The sequence below is a fragment of the Akkermansia sp. KLE1798 genome (assembly GCF_001580195.1).
In the GTDB taxonomy this organism is placed as follows: Bacteria; Verrucomicrobiota; Verrucomicrobiia; order Verrucomicrobiales; family Akkermansiaceae; genus Akkermansia; species Akkermansia biwaensis.
In genome coordinates this window covers 104699-120985 of sequence record NZ_KQ971075.1, presented here as the reverse complement: position 1 = coordinate 120985, position 16287 = coordinate 104699, and the positions used below count along the sequence as shown (strand labels likewise).

At 50.2% G+C, this 16287-nt stretch carries 13 protein-coding genes and 1 tRNA gene; 8 read left to right on the top strand and 6 right to left on the bottom strand.

All coding sequences use genetic code 11. The annotated features are described in order from the left end of the window. Window positions 1–264: 264 nt before the first annotated feature. The gene (locus tag HMPREF3039_RS03385) at window positions 265–1341 is read right to left on the bottom strand and encodes an ADP-ribosylglycohydrolase family protein (protein WP_167506706.1); all 1077 of its coding nucleotides are present in this window, start codon (window positions 1339–1341) and stop codon (window positions 265–267) included. A 258-nt stretch (window positions 1342–1599) separates the two neighbouring features. Between HMPREF3039_RS03385 and HMPREF3039_RS03380 the strand changes: the two genes are divergently transcribed. Beyond that, window positions 1600–1806: a hypothetical protein gene (locus HMPREF3039_RS03380; RefSeq protein ID WP_231863834.1), complete on the top strand. Its 207-nt coding sequence runs from the start codon at window positions 1600–1602 to the stop codon at window positions 1804–1806. A gap of 425 nt (window positions 1807–2231) precedes the next feature. Continuing rightward, entirely contained in the window at window positions 2232–3500 is a 1269-nt protein-coding gene (locus HMPREF3039_RS03375; RefSeq protein WP_067571989.1) for a PDDEXK-like family protein, read from the top strand. A gap of 296 nt (window positions 3501–3796) precedes the next feature. Here the strand turns inward: HMPREF3039_RS03375 and HMPREF3039_RS03365 are convergent. Together HMPREF3039_RS03365 and HMPREF3039_RS03360 are read right to left on the bottom strand one after the other, a co-directional pair. Then, a tRNA-Ser gene (locus HMPREF3039_RS03365) sits at window positions 3797–3886 on the bottom strand. Between the two features lie 281 nt (window positions 3887–4167). Beyond that, complete coding sequence (locus HMPREF3039_RS03360) at window positions 4168–5649, bottom strand: beta-N-acetylhexosaminidase (RefSeq protein ID WP_082770048.1); 1482 nt, start codon at window positions 5647–5649, stop codon at window positions 4168–4170. Between the two features lie 139 nt (window positions 5650–5788). On the opposite strand from HMPREF3039_RS03360, the gene ruvB reads away from it, so the two are divergent. The 3 genes from ruvB (at window position 5789) to HMPREF3039_RS03345 (ending at window position 9113) form a co-directional block, all read left to right on the top strand. Continuing rightward, complete coding sequence (gene ruvB, locus HMPREF3039_RS03355) at window positions 5789–6808, top strand: Holliday junction branch migration DNA helicase RuvB (protein ID WP_067571995.1); 1020 nt, start codon at window positions 5789–5791, stop codon at window positions 6806–6808. A 121-nt stretch (window positions 6809–6929) separates the two neighbouring features. Beyond that, window positions 6930–7949 (top strand): beta-ketoacyl-ACP synthase III, encoded by a 1020-nt coding sequence (locus tag HMPREF3039_RS03350; RefSeq protein WP_067571997.1) that lies wholly within the window; start codon window positions 6930–6932, stop codon window positions 7947–7949. 33 nt (window positions 7950–7982) lie between these two features. Beyond that, window positions 7983–9113 (top strand): sulfite reductase subunit alpha, encoded by a 1131-nt coding sequence (locus HMPREF3039_RS03345; RefSeq protein ID WP_067571999.1) that lies wholly within the window; start codon window positions 7983–7985, stop codon window positions 9111–9113. A 189-nt stretch (window positions 9114–9302) separates the two neighbouring features. On the opposite strand, the gene HMPREF3039_RS03340 is transcribed toward HMPREF3039_RS03345, so the two are convergent. Beyond that, entirely contained in the window at window positions 9303–10340 is a 1038-nt protein-coding gene (locus HMPREF3039_RS03340; RefSeq protein WP_067572001.1) for a glycosyltransferase family 2 protein, read from the bottom strand. A gap of 266 nt (window positions 10341–10606) precedes the next feature. Beyond that, entirely contained in the window at window positions 10607–11671 is a 1065-nt protein-coding gene (locus HMPREF3039_RS03335; protein WP_067951923.1) for a glycosyltransferase family 2 protein, read from the bottom strand. A gap of 438 nt (window positions 11672–12109) precedes the next feature. Here HMPREF3039_RS03335 and HMPREF3039_RS03330 point away from each other — a divergent pair, with 438 nt between their 5' ends. The 3 genes from HMPREF3039_RS03330 to miaA all read left to right on the top strand — a co-directional run bounded on the left by HMPREF3039_RS03330 (window position 12110) and on the right by miaA (window position 15669). After that, complete coding sequence (locus tag HMPREF3039_RS03330; RefSeq protein ID WP_082770049.1) at window positions 12110–13318, top strand: glycosyltransferase family 4 protein; 1209 nt, start codon at window positions 12110–12112, stop codon at window positions 13316–13318. Window positions 13319–13536: 218 nt separating this feature from the next. Continuing rightward, a complete protein-coding gene (locus HMPREF3039_RS03325; RefSeq protein WP_197457884.1) occupies window positions 13537–14520 on the top strand; it encodes a glycosyltransferase family 4 protein in 984 nt (327 codons plus the stop codon). A gap of 249 nt (window positions 14521–14769) precedes the next feature. Beyond that, window positions 14770–15669, top strand: a complete 900-nt coding sequence (miaA, locus tag HMPREF3039_RS03320; RefSeq protein WP_067572010.1) for a tRNA (adenosine(37)-N6)-dimethylallyltransferase MiaA — start codon at window positions 14770–14772, stop codon at window positions 15667–15669. 20 nt (window positions 15670–15689) lie between these two features. Here miaA and HMPREF3039_RS03315 read toward each other — a convergent pair whose 3' ends face one another. After that, window positions 15690–16142, bottom strand: coding sequence for a hypothetical protein (locus tag HMPREF3039_RS03315; protein ID WP_156473593.1), 453 nt, complete (start codon window positions 16140–16142; stop codon window positions 15690–15692). Between the last annotated feature and the right edge of the window lie 145 nt (window positions 16143–16287).

Sequence of the window (16287 nt, the reverse complement as noted above, 5' to 3'; positions counted from 1 at the left end):
AACCAGTCAATGGAATCAATCTTCCTCACGTTCTGCAAGGTCCAGTTTCCAATCTTCCATGAACAGCCGTCAAAGGGTGGGATCTGCAATGATTCCACCCTTTCCCCGTCCTTAGGATTTGCTTTGCTGCCTTTGCATAAGCAAAGGGATTGAATCCATGACGACACATACTGTAAAAACAATCCCCCGACATCTCCCTGGCAAGGTATCTACATGCCACTGAACCGGGTAATATCCTTGAAATACCTTCCTTCTCTTCCTGAACTAGCAAGGAATGATCCTCCGAAAACAGTGAGCAAGCACAACAAGAAAGAAAAAGGCATTTCTGAAAGGAACACCCCACCAGGGAAAACCGCCTGGAATAACAGGCTCTCCTGATTCCGATGCCCTCGCCAGCCAAAAAGCATGTTTTTCGAGAAATGGGATGGATATGGGGAAATCCTTGATATGGCCGCTCCAATTCTCCGGAATATTTCCGCTCATGCCGGCTAAAGCCGAGTAAATGGCTCCTGTAGTATCCGTATCCCCTCCAAGATTCAGCAATGCTTCCAGCCCTGTTTTAAAATCTCCCGCATGGCGGAAAAGCGCGTATAAACAGACGGGAACCGTATGATACATATACCCGGAAACCCCTTTGGAAAGGCCCAGTGAACAAGCGAACTCCTGCAAGGAATCATTCTTCTCCATACTGGACTGAACCGCCTCCATGAGACGCTGCCATTCCGTATCTCCAGGATCTATTCCAGCCAATTCCTGAATGGAAGGGAAAGAAGCTGTTTCCCTTCCCAGCACGAAACGCGCCCTATGCGCAGCTGTTAGCGCGATAGCCATGGCTCCCGTCACCGCCTTCGGATCACGATGGGTAAGACAAGTCGCAGCCAGAACATATTCTCTAAGACTTTCCGGATCATCGGCAAAAAATATCCCTACGGCGGCGATTCTCATGGCTGGTCCATTTCCCGCGGAATAAACCCCGCTCCTTTGAGGAGATATGCCTGCCCAGAGACGAATAATAGACTTCAACGTTGCCAGTCCGATTCCCGCCGGCCCTCCCAAAAGCCACCAGCGCAAACTACTCGCAAACTCCTTTTGAAAGGCCCTGGCATCCTTGGGATACTTCATCAAGGCCCGACAAAGCATAACTGTATGCTCCGTATCGTCGGAAACCATCCCATAGTTGAAAAGAAACCCCTGATTCCACCGCCCCTTCCATCTCCTCCGTATCGTACCAGGAGAAAGAGCCTCAGCCTGAAGCCCCAAACTATCCCCCACAGCCGTTCCCAACAAACATCCTCTAAACAACTGAAACAAGACATCCTGACTTGTATAAGACGATTTCACAATACCACCCTATCCTTTTAGAAATTGAAATCAAGATGGAATGAACATCACAAACTTCAGGCAAAACTACCACTAATCTAACACTTTTCCCATTCCTCCACTATAACCGCAATATAATAAATGGTGCTATACTCTCGCCAAATCAAAGGCATTTCCCCACTTTGTCAGTCTATCTCCATTCCATGCCAACATATACGGAGAAACTTCCACATGAAGAGGGCGATTTCCCAAATGCATCAGAAATGTTTTTCTCAAAAAATGAAAACTATTGACTACATTGTTCTTGAACATGGAATTCTTTGGGGAGTAGTAATATATAGAGAGGAATATGGGAAAGTTCAAACGTGTACCTTAGAATATCACGTACTTGTCCCTGAAAAAACGCTTTCAATATTTATAAAAAATCCTCACTCAATGTATAGTAAAGAGAAAAAGAGAGATTTCTCCTTGTATGCCTCCGTTTAATCCCTGGGAGCAATTCTACGTGAAGATTCATTTTGTATAAAGGCATTTTCAAAAAAATTACAGATGTAATTAATTCTAAAATACTTCCTATGGGAATTATTCAGAAATATTGAATGTAACGACAACACAAAGGAAATGAAGAAATTTGCGAGTATCAGAGCAATAGGAACAACAGAATAAATGGATATGGACGACTATCCAGAAAAAGAGAATCCTAATGGGAAAAAGTTTTGGAGGCTATAATCCAAGCTAGATGATCCTCATGAAGGTGCAGAATGCATGGAGGATTGCTATAATTATCCGATGTCATCGCTCCTATATATAGTTGGTATCCCTAAATAATCATTACAGAAAATTAATAAAGATTGTCATTCATCAATGGAGTTGTGTAGGATTATTTAGGCAACTTAAGAGATAGAAAACAAATGGAATCATTAGATAAAATTTGCAGTCCTATAATTAATGAAATTAAGACTCATAGAGCCATAAGAGAAACTTATAATAAAGATATTGCATTTGATTTCAATCCTATTAATCTTTTCAAAATTGATGAAAACCAGATATCTTCCATCATCGCGTTCTTCCTAAATCCCGAGGAAAATCATGCACAAGGAGACGTATTTTTAAGGATTTTTATCAATAAATGGAGTCTTTTTCCGGAAGGAATAACACAAAAATCGCATCTATCAAAAGCTAACGTTACTTGCGAATTTTGTATTCCTAATCGACGCAGGATAGATATTTTTATCAAACTTGGAGACAAATGCATCATTATTGAAAATAAGCTTTGGGCATTGGATCAAAATGAGCAACTCAACGACTACATTGACTATGCAGAAAGCGAAAATTTAGAATGGCGTTGTGTTTACATAACGTTGGATGGCAAAGCCCCATCGACAGAAAGTTTGGGGGAAGAAAAAAAAGCTAGTTATTTAGATAAAGATAACAGGCGACTTTGGTGTATTTCGCATACATTAGACATGTTGGAGCTTTTCAATGATTTTGCGTCAGTTTGTAAGGCTGACAATGTCAGGGCATTTGTCAAAGCAGTTATTAAATATTACGAATATAAATTTAAAAATAATATGAGTGCACAAGAAGAAAATATTATCAAAAAAGAACTTAGAAAAAACGTAGATCTTTTCAAAATAGCAGATCAGATTGCTTTAGCCAAAACGAACTTGAAACAGGAAATACGCAATAGAATATTAGAATCTTGTTTGAAATCGTTCTTAGGAAATTCATTAGGTGAAAAGTATTTTATAAATTGGGATGATAGGAAAAAAGGATGTAGAGGAATAGAATTTACTGAAAATGAACTATTATTTTATTTGCCAAATAAGGCGCAGGCTTTTCATGCGCACCTAGAATATGGATCGGGAAATAAATTGTATTGTGGAATAGTTGGAGATGCAACTGTGGTAGAAGAATTGAAAAATGAATATGCCGCAGAATGGGGCAGTATCAAAAACGAAATGAAGAGAGAACACAAGGTGTGGGGAGATGAATACACTGGGGAATGGCCTATCGTGATAGACTTGGATGATAATATGTTATCGGATAACTATTATCTTCCATTTTTAAACGGGGAAAAAAGTCCTGAAGATCAGGGAAATAAACTTGGCAGTAAAATAAAAGCTATTTTTCACGATTTCCGGAAAAAATGGGATTCCGTTTTCATTTCTTCTCACTAAATCGTCTTCTTATATCCAAAGATATCGTTGAATTCCAGGCATTTACTCCTGATCCAACAGGGGAGGGGGGCAATGGAGTGAATGTACTCAGGAATTAGATGCCAATAGAGTTCCTTGTCCTTTTTTCTGGTCGGCTTGTAGTTATGCTTCCGGATCATCTGGATGCTGGTGCTTATTTCGTCGGCCACGCTGGCCATGTTTCCGAAACAGGTAATCTTGTAAGAAAAGGGGAATAAAATGAATTAAACAAAAAACTGCAACACATTCATTACGAACATATTACAGCAGAAAATTGATGGCGGACAGGGAGGGATTCGAACCCTCGGTACTGTTGCCAGTACACACACTTTCCAGGCGTGCTCATTCGACCACTCTGACACCTGCCCGTTGAAGATTGTGTAAGATAGGAAAGCGGGGGTAATGTAACCGCAGGGGCGGGACTTGGCAATCTTTTTTTCACCTGGAAGACGTTTTCATCTTTCTGCTTGCTTTCACAGTGACATCACAAGGCAGGGTAAGTGGATGATGGTCAACAAAAACAGGCTCCTGCGACTACAGAAGCCTGCCCTGTGTGAGTCAGATTGATGCTATACCCTTTCAGAAGAAAAAGGGAAACAGGAAGAAGCCCTTTTCGGCGCACTGAGAAAGGGCTTCTCCTGTTGTAGTATTATTTCTTTTCCGGGCGTTCGAGGCTGATGCCCCATTTTTCCTGCATGATCTTTTTATGCAGTTCCAGCTTGTTTTTGAAACGGTCCAGGTTTTTCACCTCCTTGGGGGACCACGCGGTTTCCACAAGGGCCAGCGCGCGCGGGTAAGCCTGGTAGAAGACGCGTTCAATGTCCGGCAGGCGTTCCGCCCACAGGCAGCAGTCTACACCGCGCACCCGTTCCGTTTCCTTGGGGGACAGGCCTGCTAGAGGTTCAAAGGAATACACGTTTTCCAGCGTGTTGACGGGCATCCAGCCCGTGTCCGGCTGTCCGGAAGGCCAGTCGCCGCGAAGCTGGGGATAGTCAAAGTAGCATTTGCCGTTGGGGGCGCAGATGACGTCCACCTTGTTGCCGGTGGTGTTGGCCACGGTTTTAGGCGTATGTCCGCCTCTCCAGGTGGTGACGATCACACCGTCCGGGTATTTGCCCATGGGTTCATACCAGAAGACGGCCGTTTTCCCGCGGCTTTTCAGCATTTTGGCGCACCGGGTGAAGAATTCCACCATTTCCTTTTGGGCGGCGGCTTTCTTGTTTTCATCCCGGATGCCGGCTTTTTCGCGGAAGTCGGCGCATTTGGGGCACTTCATCCAGTTGTCTTCCGGGGCTTCATCCCCGCCCAGATGCACGTACTGGGACGGGAAGATGTCCTTGAGTTCATTGAAGACGGCGTTGTAGAATTTCCAGACGTCCGGATTGCCGGGACATACCAGCGTGTAGGAGATGCCCGCATTCGTGCGCACTTCCAGCTTGGGATTCGGGAAGCAGAGGAATTCCGGATAAGCGGTGCAAAGGGCCTGGTTGTGGCCGGGGACGTCTATTTCCGGGATGATTTCAATGTTCCGCGCGGCCGCGTATTTCACCAGGTCCTTGAACTGTTCCTTGGTGTACATGCCTTCATGGGGCGTTTTGTTGCCAAAGGTTTCCTTACGCTTGGAGGCCACGGTTTCCAGCTTGGGGTACCCGGGCACCGGGAGGCGCCAGCCCTGGTCGTCCGTGAGGTGGAAGTGGAGCTTGTTGAATTTGTAGAAGGACATCACATCAATGAATTTTTTGACATCCTCCACCGGCACAAAGTGGCGGGCGGTGTCCATCATCATGCTGCGCCATCCAAACCGGGGCTTGTCTTCGATGACGCCGCAGGGAATACCGCCGTCCTTGTATTGGGCCTGGAGCTGTTCCAGCGTGTTTTTGGCATAGAAGAGGCCGGCGCGGTCACCCGCCTGAATTTCCACGCCCTGCGGCTTGATCGTGATCTTGTATCCTTCCGGCCCCAGGGATTTGTCAGCCGCCTGTTTGAGGATTTTTGGAGAGGAACACACGCCGGCGGAGGTGTTGACCTTGGCCGGTTCCGGGATGATTTGATAAGGACGGGATTCCACGCTGTCCGCGGCAAAGATGCCGCCGCCCATCATCAACAGAAGAGGTAATATACGCCATTTCATTACTCATGATTCTGACGGAACAGTATTCCCGCCGCAATCAAAAAAGGCCAGCCGCCTCCGGCATGTCCCGGAAAAGGGGCTTCCCGCGTACACTTCCATCTTGACGGATGGCTGAAAGACGGGTTTGCTAGTCCTGCGCATGGGAGAGTCCTTTTACACACGCACCACGGAGGCCCCCTCCTCCGCTTTTGATTTATCCCTGAGACCTCCAGCTTTCAGCGAATTCCGCGGACAGGAGAAGATCAAGGAACGCCTGATGCTGATGGTGGAGGCCGCCAGACAGCGCGACGACGTGCTGGACCATATTCTGTTGAGCGGCCCTCCCGGCCTGGGGAAGACGACGCTCGCCAATATCATCGCGAATGCCGTCGGATGCCGCATTCACACAACTTCCGGCCCCCAGATTGAGAAAGCGGGGGACCTGGCCGGCGTGCTGACCAATCTGGAGAAGGGGGATATTTTGTTCATCGATGAGATTCACCGCCTGCACCCGGCCATTGAGGAGTATCTGTACCCGGCCATGGAGGATTTCCGGCTGGATATCATCATCGACCAGGGGCCGAACGCCCGTTCCATCCAGTTGAATCTTCCCAAGTTCACCCTGGTGGGGGCTACCACCCGCGCCGGCATGCTGACCAGCCCTCTCCGTTCCCGGTTCGGGCTGGTGAACAGGCTGGATTATTACACGCAGGAGGATTTGTGCGCCATCATCGAACGTTCCGCCGGACTGCTGAACGTTCCCGTGGAACCGGACGGCGCGCTCCAGATCGCCCTGCGTTCCCGCGGCACCCCCCGCGTGGCCAATTCCCTGCTGCGCTGGGTGCGGGACTTCGCGCAGGTGCGCGGCAACGGCATCATCACAGAGCAGCTGGCCCATGACGCCCTGACGATGATCGAGATTGACGACGACGGCCTGGACGAAATGGACAAGCGTCTGCTGGAGGCCATGATTTACAAGTTCAACGGCGGTCCCGTGGGCCTGTCCTCCCTGGCCGTGGCCGTGGGAGAAGACGCCTCCACGCTGGAAGACGTGCACGAACCCTTCCTGATCATGCAGGGCTATATCAACCGCACGCCCAGAGGGCGCGTCGCCATGCCTTCCGCTTATCTGAAAATGGGCGCCACACCGCCCGCCAACGGCCAGGGATGGCTGTTGTAGAACACCCCTTTACGGCATGGCAGGAGTCCTGCGTTTTGTGCTGGTCATGGGGCTTCCTTTCTTTTAGACTGTTTCCACATTAAACGTCAGGACGTTTTCTGTTCATCATACGCCTAAAGCTATGGCCGCAAATTCTGAAATCGCTTTTAAAAGACTGCCCGTCAAGATCATCGGCACGGGCTCCTATGTTCCGGAACGCCGCCTGACCAATGCGGATCTGGAAAAGATGGTGGACACTTCCCACGAATGGATCATCGAACGCACGGGCATCGTGGAACGCCGTATCGCCGCCCCTGACGAGTACACTTCCCACATGGGTACGAAGGCCGCCCAGCGCGCGCTAGAATCCTGCGGATTGCAGCCGGAAGACATCGACCTGATCATCGTCTCCACCATCACCCCGGATACGTTCACGCCCGCCACCTCCTGCTACATCCAGGATGCCCTGGGGGCCAAGAATGCCGCAGCCTTTGATATTTCCGCCGCCTGTTCCGGCTTCCTGTTCGCCATGAAGACGGCCGTACAGTACCTGGGCACCGGCCAGATGAAAACGGCGCTCATCATTGCCGCGGAAAAGCTTTCCACCGTCGTGAACTGGGAGGACCGCACCACCTGCGTCCTGTTCGGGGACGGAGCCGGCGCCGCCGTGCTCCAGGCCGCCACGGGGGAAGAGGGGGAAGGCTCCATCCTGGCTACGGACATCGGCACGGACGGCTCCCTGCATGATCTTCTCCAGATTCCCGGAGGCGGCTCCCGCTGCCCCACCACGGCGGAGAACGCCCATGAACGCCTGGCCACACTCGCCATGCGCGGGAAGGAGACCTTCCGCCAGGCGGTTCCCCGCATGAAGGATTCCGCCGCCAGTGTGATTGAACGCGCCGGCCTGACTTCCGACGAGATCAAGCTGATCATCCCGCACCAGGCGAACCTCCGCATCATCAATGCCGTGGCCCAGCGCCTCTCCATTCCGGAAGAAAAAGTGTTCATCAATATTGAAAAATACGGCAATACCTCCGCCGCTGCCGTGGCCATCGCTTTTGACGAGGCGCGCCGCTCCGGCAGGTTCGGCAAGGGGGACAACGTCATCCTGGTCACCTTCGGCGCCGGACTGACATGGGCCGCAGCCGCCATCCGCTGGTAATCTCCTTTATTCATCCAGACTTTATTCTTACACATGACTACCGAACCATACGGCAAGAAGAATCCGTTCCCCGCACCCGTACTCTCCGTCAAGCACCTCACCGCGGAAGGCAGCCCTAAAGAGACCATTCATATTGAATACAGCCTGGACGGCTCCGGCCTGGAATACATCGCCGGGGACGCTCTGGCCGTCATTCCCGCTAATGATCCCGCCCTGGCGGACGCCCTGATTGAAAAGCTCGGCTTCTGCCCCTGCTCTGCCGTTCCCACACCTGAAGGTGAAAGCACGGATCTGCGCGACGCCCTGCTCCATAATTACGACATCACGAATGTAAACAAGGCCCTGCTGACCAAATGGGCGGCGGCTTCCGGCAGCCAGGAGCTGGAAACCCTGCTGGCCGGGGACAAGGAAGCCATCAGCGATTTCCTGTGGGGCCGCGACGTGCTGGACCTGGCAACGGAATATCCCGCCTCTTTTGAGTCCGCGGAAGCTTTCGTGAGCATGCTGAAGAAAATCATGCCCCGTCTGTATTCCATCGCTTCCAGCCCGAACGCCCATCCGGAGGAAGTGCACCTGTGCGTAGGAGCCGTGCGCTATACGGCGCGTGACCGCAAGCGCGGCGGCGTGTGTTCCACCTACATGGCGGACCGCCTTCAGCCCGGCCATACGGCCAGGGTGTTTGTGCACACCAACAAGAATTTCCGCCTTCCTGAAAACGGGGATACACCCATCATCATGGTGGGTCCCGGCACCGGCATCGCTCCCTTCCGCGCTTTCTGGGAGGAACGCACCGCCTCCGGCGCCCAGGGCGGCAACTGGCTGTTCTTCGGCAATCCGTACAAGGCCACCGATTTCTGTTATGAAGACGAACTGGTCAAACTGACTGCAGCCGGAAAGCTGAAGTTATCCGTGGCCTGGTCCCGCGACCAGGAAAAGAAGGTTTACGTGCAGCACCTGATGGTTCAGGAAGGGGAGGAACTGTGGAAATGGCTGGAAAACGGCGCCTGCTTCTATGTCTGCGGAGACGCCTCTCGCATGGCCAAGGATGTCGATGCGGCTCTTCATGAAGTGATCCGGACCTGGGGCGGAAAGTCCCCGGAAGAAGCCGCGGAATACGTGGCGGACATGAAGAAACACCACAGATACCAGCGCGACGTGTACTAAGACAGTTTAGATTTTCTTCCCACAATCCCTCCATAAGTAAATATGGAGGGATTTTTTTTCGGCAGAGATCACACAAAAAGTACCTGTCTCGAACGCAGGGGGGATGAAACCAGCTTTCCTTCTCATGTTGGCTCCTTTCCCGGCGCCAGTATCGTATGAAGAGAGGGCGCTGCCGATATCCCGGCTTTTTTATAGGGTCCGTTTACCAATAAAAACACACAAGGGCCTCAAACACCAGCGCTCCACTCTATCCGCCCATACGCACCAATATCGCACCCGGGACAATAGTTTTTTAAATGCCTTTTCCATGTCGGCCAGGCATTCCTGCTTACAAGCTTCCACATACGCATTCCAACGGGAACGTTCCATCCATATATTCAGCCCAACGCCGATTTTCTCCTGCAGAAACCGGGAACGGTCTTCTCTTTCCATATTCAACAGTCTTTCCGGCCACAATTCCCGAACGATGAGAAAATGCACGGCAAACATCCATTGTCTGCGCGGCATGAGCCTCCATTCCTTCAGCAACCCATGCAGCAGGTGTTCCACGGGAATATCCCCATAGGCCCGGTCATGCATCGCGGACCCTTCCCTTTGCACATAAATGGAACCTGTCTTGTTTCCCAGCCCTATTAGATCCGTCTCCCTCATCAGCCTCATCCAATAGAGAACATCCTCTCCATATTTCTTGCCGACTTCCCACAGAGGGAGTGAAGCCGCCAGAGAGGATTCCAAAACAACACTACTTGTATGGATAGCGAGAAGTCCCCTCAATCCCAATTTTCTGACTACAAACGAGCAAGACAGTTCCTCCCGGCAGGGAATGTTGTCCTCTTGTGCCCATGCGTATCTGGCAGCATAGGCACGCACGCCAGGATGTTTTCTAAAAAACTCAAATGCCATCTGCAAATGATCCGGATACCAATAGTCGTCTCCATCCAGAAACGCCACATACTTTCCTCTCGCGGCCTTTAAACCAGTATTTCTCGCGTGTGAAGCGCCTCCATTTTCCTGGCAAATAACGTTGATCCGGGTGTCCTGAAAAGACATGGCCACCTGTAAAGTCCCATCCGTTGAACCATCATTAACAATAATGAGTTCAAAGTTTTTAAATTCCTGCTTCAAGACGGCGTGAATGGCCTTCCCCAGACAGCTTTCCAGATTATAGGCTATTAAAATTACGCTGAACTCTATGCCGTCATCCGGTTGCGATACGTTTGATTTCATTTTTCCAATTCCATAGCTCCAGCGTCCATGGGAAGGTACTGGTTTTTAAATTTGGATTCAATAAAAAGATCATCAGGATTTCCCGGAGATAGTGATGGGAATCTTTTCACCTATCCTTTCCCGACAAGAAGAAAAACGGATAATATACCGTAGTATTTTATGATGGACTGAATGAAAACCACGCAAAACAGGGGCCATGATCCAGATTGATGACCCCTTCCCCGGCAGTCCGGCCTCCTTCCTCAATTTTTTTCCCGCCGGATGCATCACGAAATATTCCCCTTTATTCCATACAGGGCTTTTTTTATCTTTCTGAGTTTAAAAAAGGAGACCATGCAGAACAAATACAGCTTTTGCGGCAGGCAATGAGCCATCTCCATCCAGCCTTTCCCTCTCAAAGCCCATCTCCGGGAGAAGGAATAATTCCACCAGTTCTGCCGATGGTTAATGTCATCTATAATCTTCCTTCTTTCTGCTGCTTCAGCTTTCAACTCCTCGCGTGAGCGGAAGACGGAAGTACCTGATTCCAACAACTTCTCACATAACTCCAATCCGGTCCATTTACTTTTTTTCAAATGGCTCTGTATATCCGTGTCCCTCTTTTCGAAGGCCAAGGCTGTTTTCATATCCACAAACCTTAACATACTGCTGATGGCACAGATGTTTTTGGCGGCAAATCTGTAATAATACAGGGATGTTTCCGGCAATTCATAAATGTTTCCCTGCAACCACGCATAGAAGCCTATCAAGTCATCTTCAAAAAAGGTCGTCATCGGCAGCGATTCATTCCACCGATAAACATCTTTCCTGATCATCATGCTTCCTCCATAATGAGCTGAAGAAGAAAAAGGTTCCTGCTGAAGCTCCACCCGCACAGAATCTTCGGGGGCCGGAGGAAAAGCCGGGAATTCAAAAGGAATTCCGACCTCCTCATACACACGGGTCATTTGACTGACGACGGCAACGGCATCCGGATGTTCCATCACTGCTTGGGCAAATATCCTGCAACGCCAGGGAAAAGAACAATCATCTCCATCCTGCCGGAGTATCCATTCATGAGACGCCATATCCAGAACCTTGCGGACATGTAATCCAAGCCCGAGAGAAGTTTCATTCCGGTTCAATACCACCCGGTACGGGCCGCCATATTGAAGCGCCATTTCCTGCATGACCGCAAATGTACGGTCAGAGGAGCCATCATCGGATAAAATGATTTCAACCGGCCCTTCATAATCCTGTTGAAACACGCTCCTGATGGCATCTTCAATGCTATCTTCTTCATTATACCCGGTCAGGATGATACTGATGGAAGGGAGTTCCGAAGGATTCATGACGGATAGTGATAGGGGAGAGAAGGAGAATGTGTGAACTATACTTCAATCTGCTCGGATTGACTAGCACAACATCCCGGCCCTGCAATCCTCCGGAACATCCCTCTTCTCCATCGCAAATCCAGGAAGTAATCTCCCTCAGCCGGACTCCTTGCACTACTTGCTTGCAGCGGGACATTTCCCCTATTCCGTCAAACCTGCTCCAGTCCAATGTTTGTTAAAACACTAAACATAAAAAGAGACAACCTTGAGAGAAAGTGAACCGAAATTCATTTTAGTCCTCCTTGTACGGTTACTGGCGCTCCCTTGTTCCACCTCCCTTTTACCTTGTGGGCATTCTTCCCCTCCTTTTTTCATTCATGAAAGATAAGCGCGTCCGTCTATTCCATACAATTCCCGTCTTGCCCGTTCACAATATCTGTCTATAGTCAATCTTGCATGAGCAAAGGGGTCATTTTACTTGTCTCGCCGTCTTTCCCGCCGATGGAAGGAGGGGTAGCCATGGCAACTTATGAAATGGCCCGGGATCTACAGTGTCTGGGATGGGACATTCATGTCCTGACCCCTGAATCAGGAATTCCTCCCGATTCCTCTCTGCCTGATCCGTGTTCCGTCACCCGGATCTCTTTCGTTTCTTCTCATGAAACACGTCACCGGATTGACGCTTGTCTGGAGCACATTCACCCCTCCCTGGTGATTTTCCATTCCTGGCAGGACTGGCATCGGGATTATATGGCCGCTCTCTGCCGGGAACGGAATATCCCCATGGTTATCAGGTCTCATGGCTGCCACACTGATTTCCACTCATTTTTCAGAATCCAGTATCCTCCCTTTTTCGGTATCAAGAAATGGATAACCTCCTTTCCGACTATTCGCCGTAACGTAAATAAAATAACAGGTCATCTGCATCTTGTCTGTCTTGACGACCATGGAAGCCTGTTTAAAGGGTACGATTATTATTATGCCAAAAAACGGGGGATGCCCAATTTTACAGTCATTCCCAATACTTTTCTCCCTTTACAGCCTTCTTCATTTTCATTCCGAGAAAAATATCATCTGGAGCATTCTCTGTTATTCAGTTGTCCCGCCAGTGCCAGCGTCAGAAAAAACCAGAAGGCATTCATCCGGCATGTTAAAAAAAGCAATATCAAAGGCATCCAATTTATCTTTCTTGTTCCTCAATACAATTCCTATGCCGAGCAAATGGAAAAGGAAGCGGATGGAGATCCGGCATTCCGGTTTTTTTATGGACTGCCGCGCCACGAGGTACAAGCCGCCATCATAGAAAGCAACGCCGTATTTTTATATTCCATCCAGGAACAACAGCCTCTCACATTGTTGGAGGCCATGTCATGCGGCATTCCCTGGATTGCTCCGGATGTAGGAGGAATCTCCACCCTCCAGGGCGGCATTGTTCTGAAGAAACGCAATACCAGAAATCTGCAGCAAGCCTTGCTTCAAATGACCCAGGAAAACACCAGGAAAATTCTGTCGCTGGCGGGCAAGCAGTTTTGGTGTCACCGTTATTCTCCAAAAGTTGTTTATCAGCAGTGGGAAATACTATTCAATGATCTTTTGAAGAAAAACAGGGTATCCACATGCAGCCGCAGCGAATCCACTGATATCCATCCCCCATTCAAAACTTGACAAGCGGAACCATATCCCCCTTCATCGGTGCCATGGGGCACGTTACTACTGAATCTTTCCCGGAAAAACCTGTTATCGCCATTCTGGCAAGCATTCCTTTAGGCCGTTTACTTGACGAATTCAGTGAAAAGGACCACAGGATTCTTCCCTGGATTTTTGCTTTGTTCCATGCTTTAGCACGTCAACAAAACTATGGTTATGATATCCACTGGATCACTTTGAGCAAACTCGTATCCAAACCTGAATGCAGGCACATCAATGGCCAAACTCTGCATATCATTCCGCAGGGCAGCATAGCCCTGGACCTTCTTACCATGCATCTGAGGCCTTCCCTCCAAATCCGCAAGCTGCTTGATTCCATCCGGCCTTCATTGGTTCATGTTTGGGGAGTGGAAGAGTCTTATGCCATGGCATGCAAAAATTTCAAAGGGAAAAAACTCCTTTCCTACCAAGGAGCTCTTACTGCCTACTGCGAACGCGCTCCCCAGGTTTTCCTGTTCAGAATGCAGGCGTTTCTGGAAAGGCTTGCCGTCAAACATTATGGTCAGATCACATGTGAATCCCCATGGGCCGTGGACAGAGTGAGGGAAATTGCACCTGATTCCGATGTTTCACTCATGGAGTATGGAGTAGAGGAATCTTTCTTTCATCTGGACAGAACTCCTTCTGATACTCCCTCATGCTTCTTCGGCGGTACTATTTACGAGTTGAAGGGCATCTCCTACCTGGTGGAAGCTTTCAGGCATCCCGACCTGGCCCATGTTCAACTTTACATTGCCGGAAAAGGATCTCTGACGGCTGCTCTGAAGGCGGAGTCCACTCCCAATATCCATTGGCTGGGCGCCGTCTCGCGGGAAACTCTCCAGCAGCATCTGTCTTCCGCATGGTGCCTGGTGCATCCTACGCTGGGCGATAACTCCCCCAACATTGTGAAGGAAGCCCGTGTGATGGGCCTGCCGGTCATCACTACCGAGGAAGGAGGTCAAACGCAATACGTCAAGGACGGCGAATCCGGGTATATCATTCCCATACGAGACAGCGCAGCCATTCGGGAAGCTGTGCTGAAATTGACGCATGACCGGGAAACTGCCTTGAATATGGGCTGCCAGGGCCGCCAGGAATGCCGCGCCCTGCTGAATGTAAACCGGACGGTTGAAGGATGCCTTACACGCTACCGCACCATGTTGAATTCCGATTTTTAAACCATCAGAGAACATCACCCGACCGATTCTCCGGGCTGGATGCCGCACTCCGCTACGGAACAACATGCCGGGGCGGAAACATTCCGACCAGGCATCCTGAATCAAAAAAATGGGGCATCCGGTTACCCTACCGGAAATGCCTCAGAGCCGGCAACACCATCCCGGTAAAGAATCACTTCCGGGGCTTTATTGTTTCCATAATATCTTCTGCACGATATTATCCGCATACGTTTCCACTTTGTTTTTCCCATGAATCATCCGCCTGCCGTATTATTTATCGCCGGACCCACAGGATCAGGAAAATCCTCTATAGCCGTAGAACTGGCGGATTTGCTAAACGCGGAAATCGTAAGTGCGGATGCCTACCAGGTATACCGGGAAATTCCGGTGCTCACCGCCGCCCCTTCTGCGGAAGAACAAGCCCGGGTGCCTCATCATATGATTTCCATCATTCCGGTTCAAACTCCATGGGATGCCACGGAACACTACCACCGGGCCATGCAGAACATCCGGCAGATCCACGCCAGAGGGAAAACAGCCATCATTACGGGTGGATCAGGACTATACTTTAAATTCCTCTCCCACGGCCTGTCGGAAGCGCCCCCAGGAAATCCGGAAATCCGGGCTTCCTTTTCAACCTGTTCCACGGAGGAATTGTACGCCCGCCTCCTCTCTCTGGATCCGGCAGGCGCGGCCGCCACCAGCCCTTCCAACCGGCGCTATGTGGAACGCAACCTGGAAATTGTCCTTGCCGGCGGCAAACCGCTTTCCTTCTGGAGGCGGAACTGGCAAAAAAAACCTCTCGGCCCCGGTTGGACCATCACCCGGAATATCCCGGAACTGGACCACAGAATAGCCCTCCGCGCAGCCCGCATGCTCCGTGAAGGCGCCGTGGAAGAAGTCGCCGCGTTGGGACCATGTTCCTCCACGGCGGAACGAACCCTGGGCCTGCAGCTGATACGTAGCATGCTCCACGGAAAAATCACAAGGGAGGAATGCCAGGCAGCACTGGCGCTTGCCACCAGGCAATATGCCAAACGCCAGCGCACCTGGCTGAAACGGGAGCAATGGCTCCGGGAATTGCCGGCCGATCAAAATTCTTCCACCCGGCAATTTGCAGAGCGCATCATGCAGGAGTTAAAATCCTGATTTTTACCATGTCGCGGTAACTATCCCCGTACAACCTTTTCCATTCCATTCTTCACGCCGCTGTCACCGGAACCGGTAAAATACTTGAAAAACGCGACGGCAGTATCAGTCCTGATCGTGAACTCCGGATAATCCGCGGATGTGAACATGCGGCGTCCTCCCCGGGCATTAACGGCTTCCACCGTCAGGACTACGGCTTCTGCAATATTCGGGAAATCCGGGCAATCTTCCTCTTCCAGGGCAGGAACATCATGCAAACACGCCCACACCTGTCTGGCCTGCCAGTCGTCCGACAAAACGCACAGGACAGACACCACTCCCGCAAAAGCCTCCAGATAATTGTCAGGTATTCTTTCTTGCGTATGGCGGCAGTGCTGCACAAATCCGTCCTTATCGGGAAATACGGCCGTCATCGTGAACTTCTCCCACGCGCCGGGCGAAGGAAACTGTATCTGTATTTGGGTATTATCCATAATTGTTAATCGGTTAATTTCTCTGGATCAGTTCGCACCATTCGCCCACGATAGTTCCTCCATAATAACATGGTGCATGAACCCCTACAGAACAATTCCCCTCCGTCTTTCCCAGTGACAGCCTGCTGGACATCGCTCTGTTATA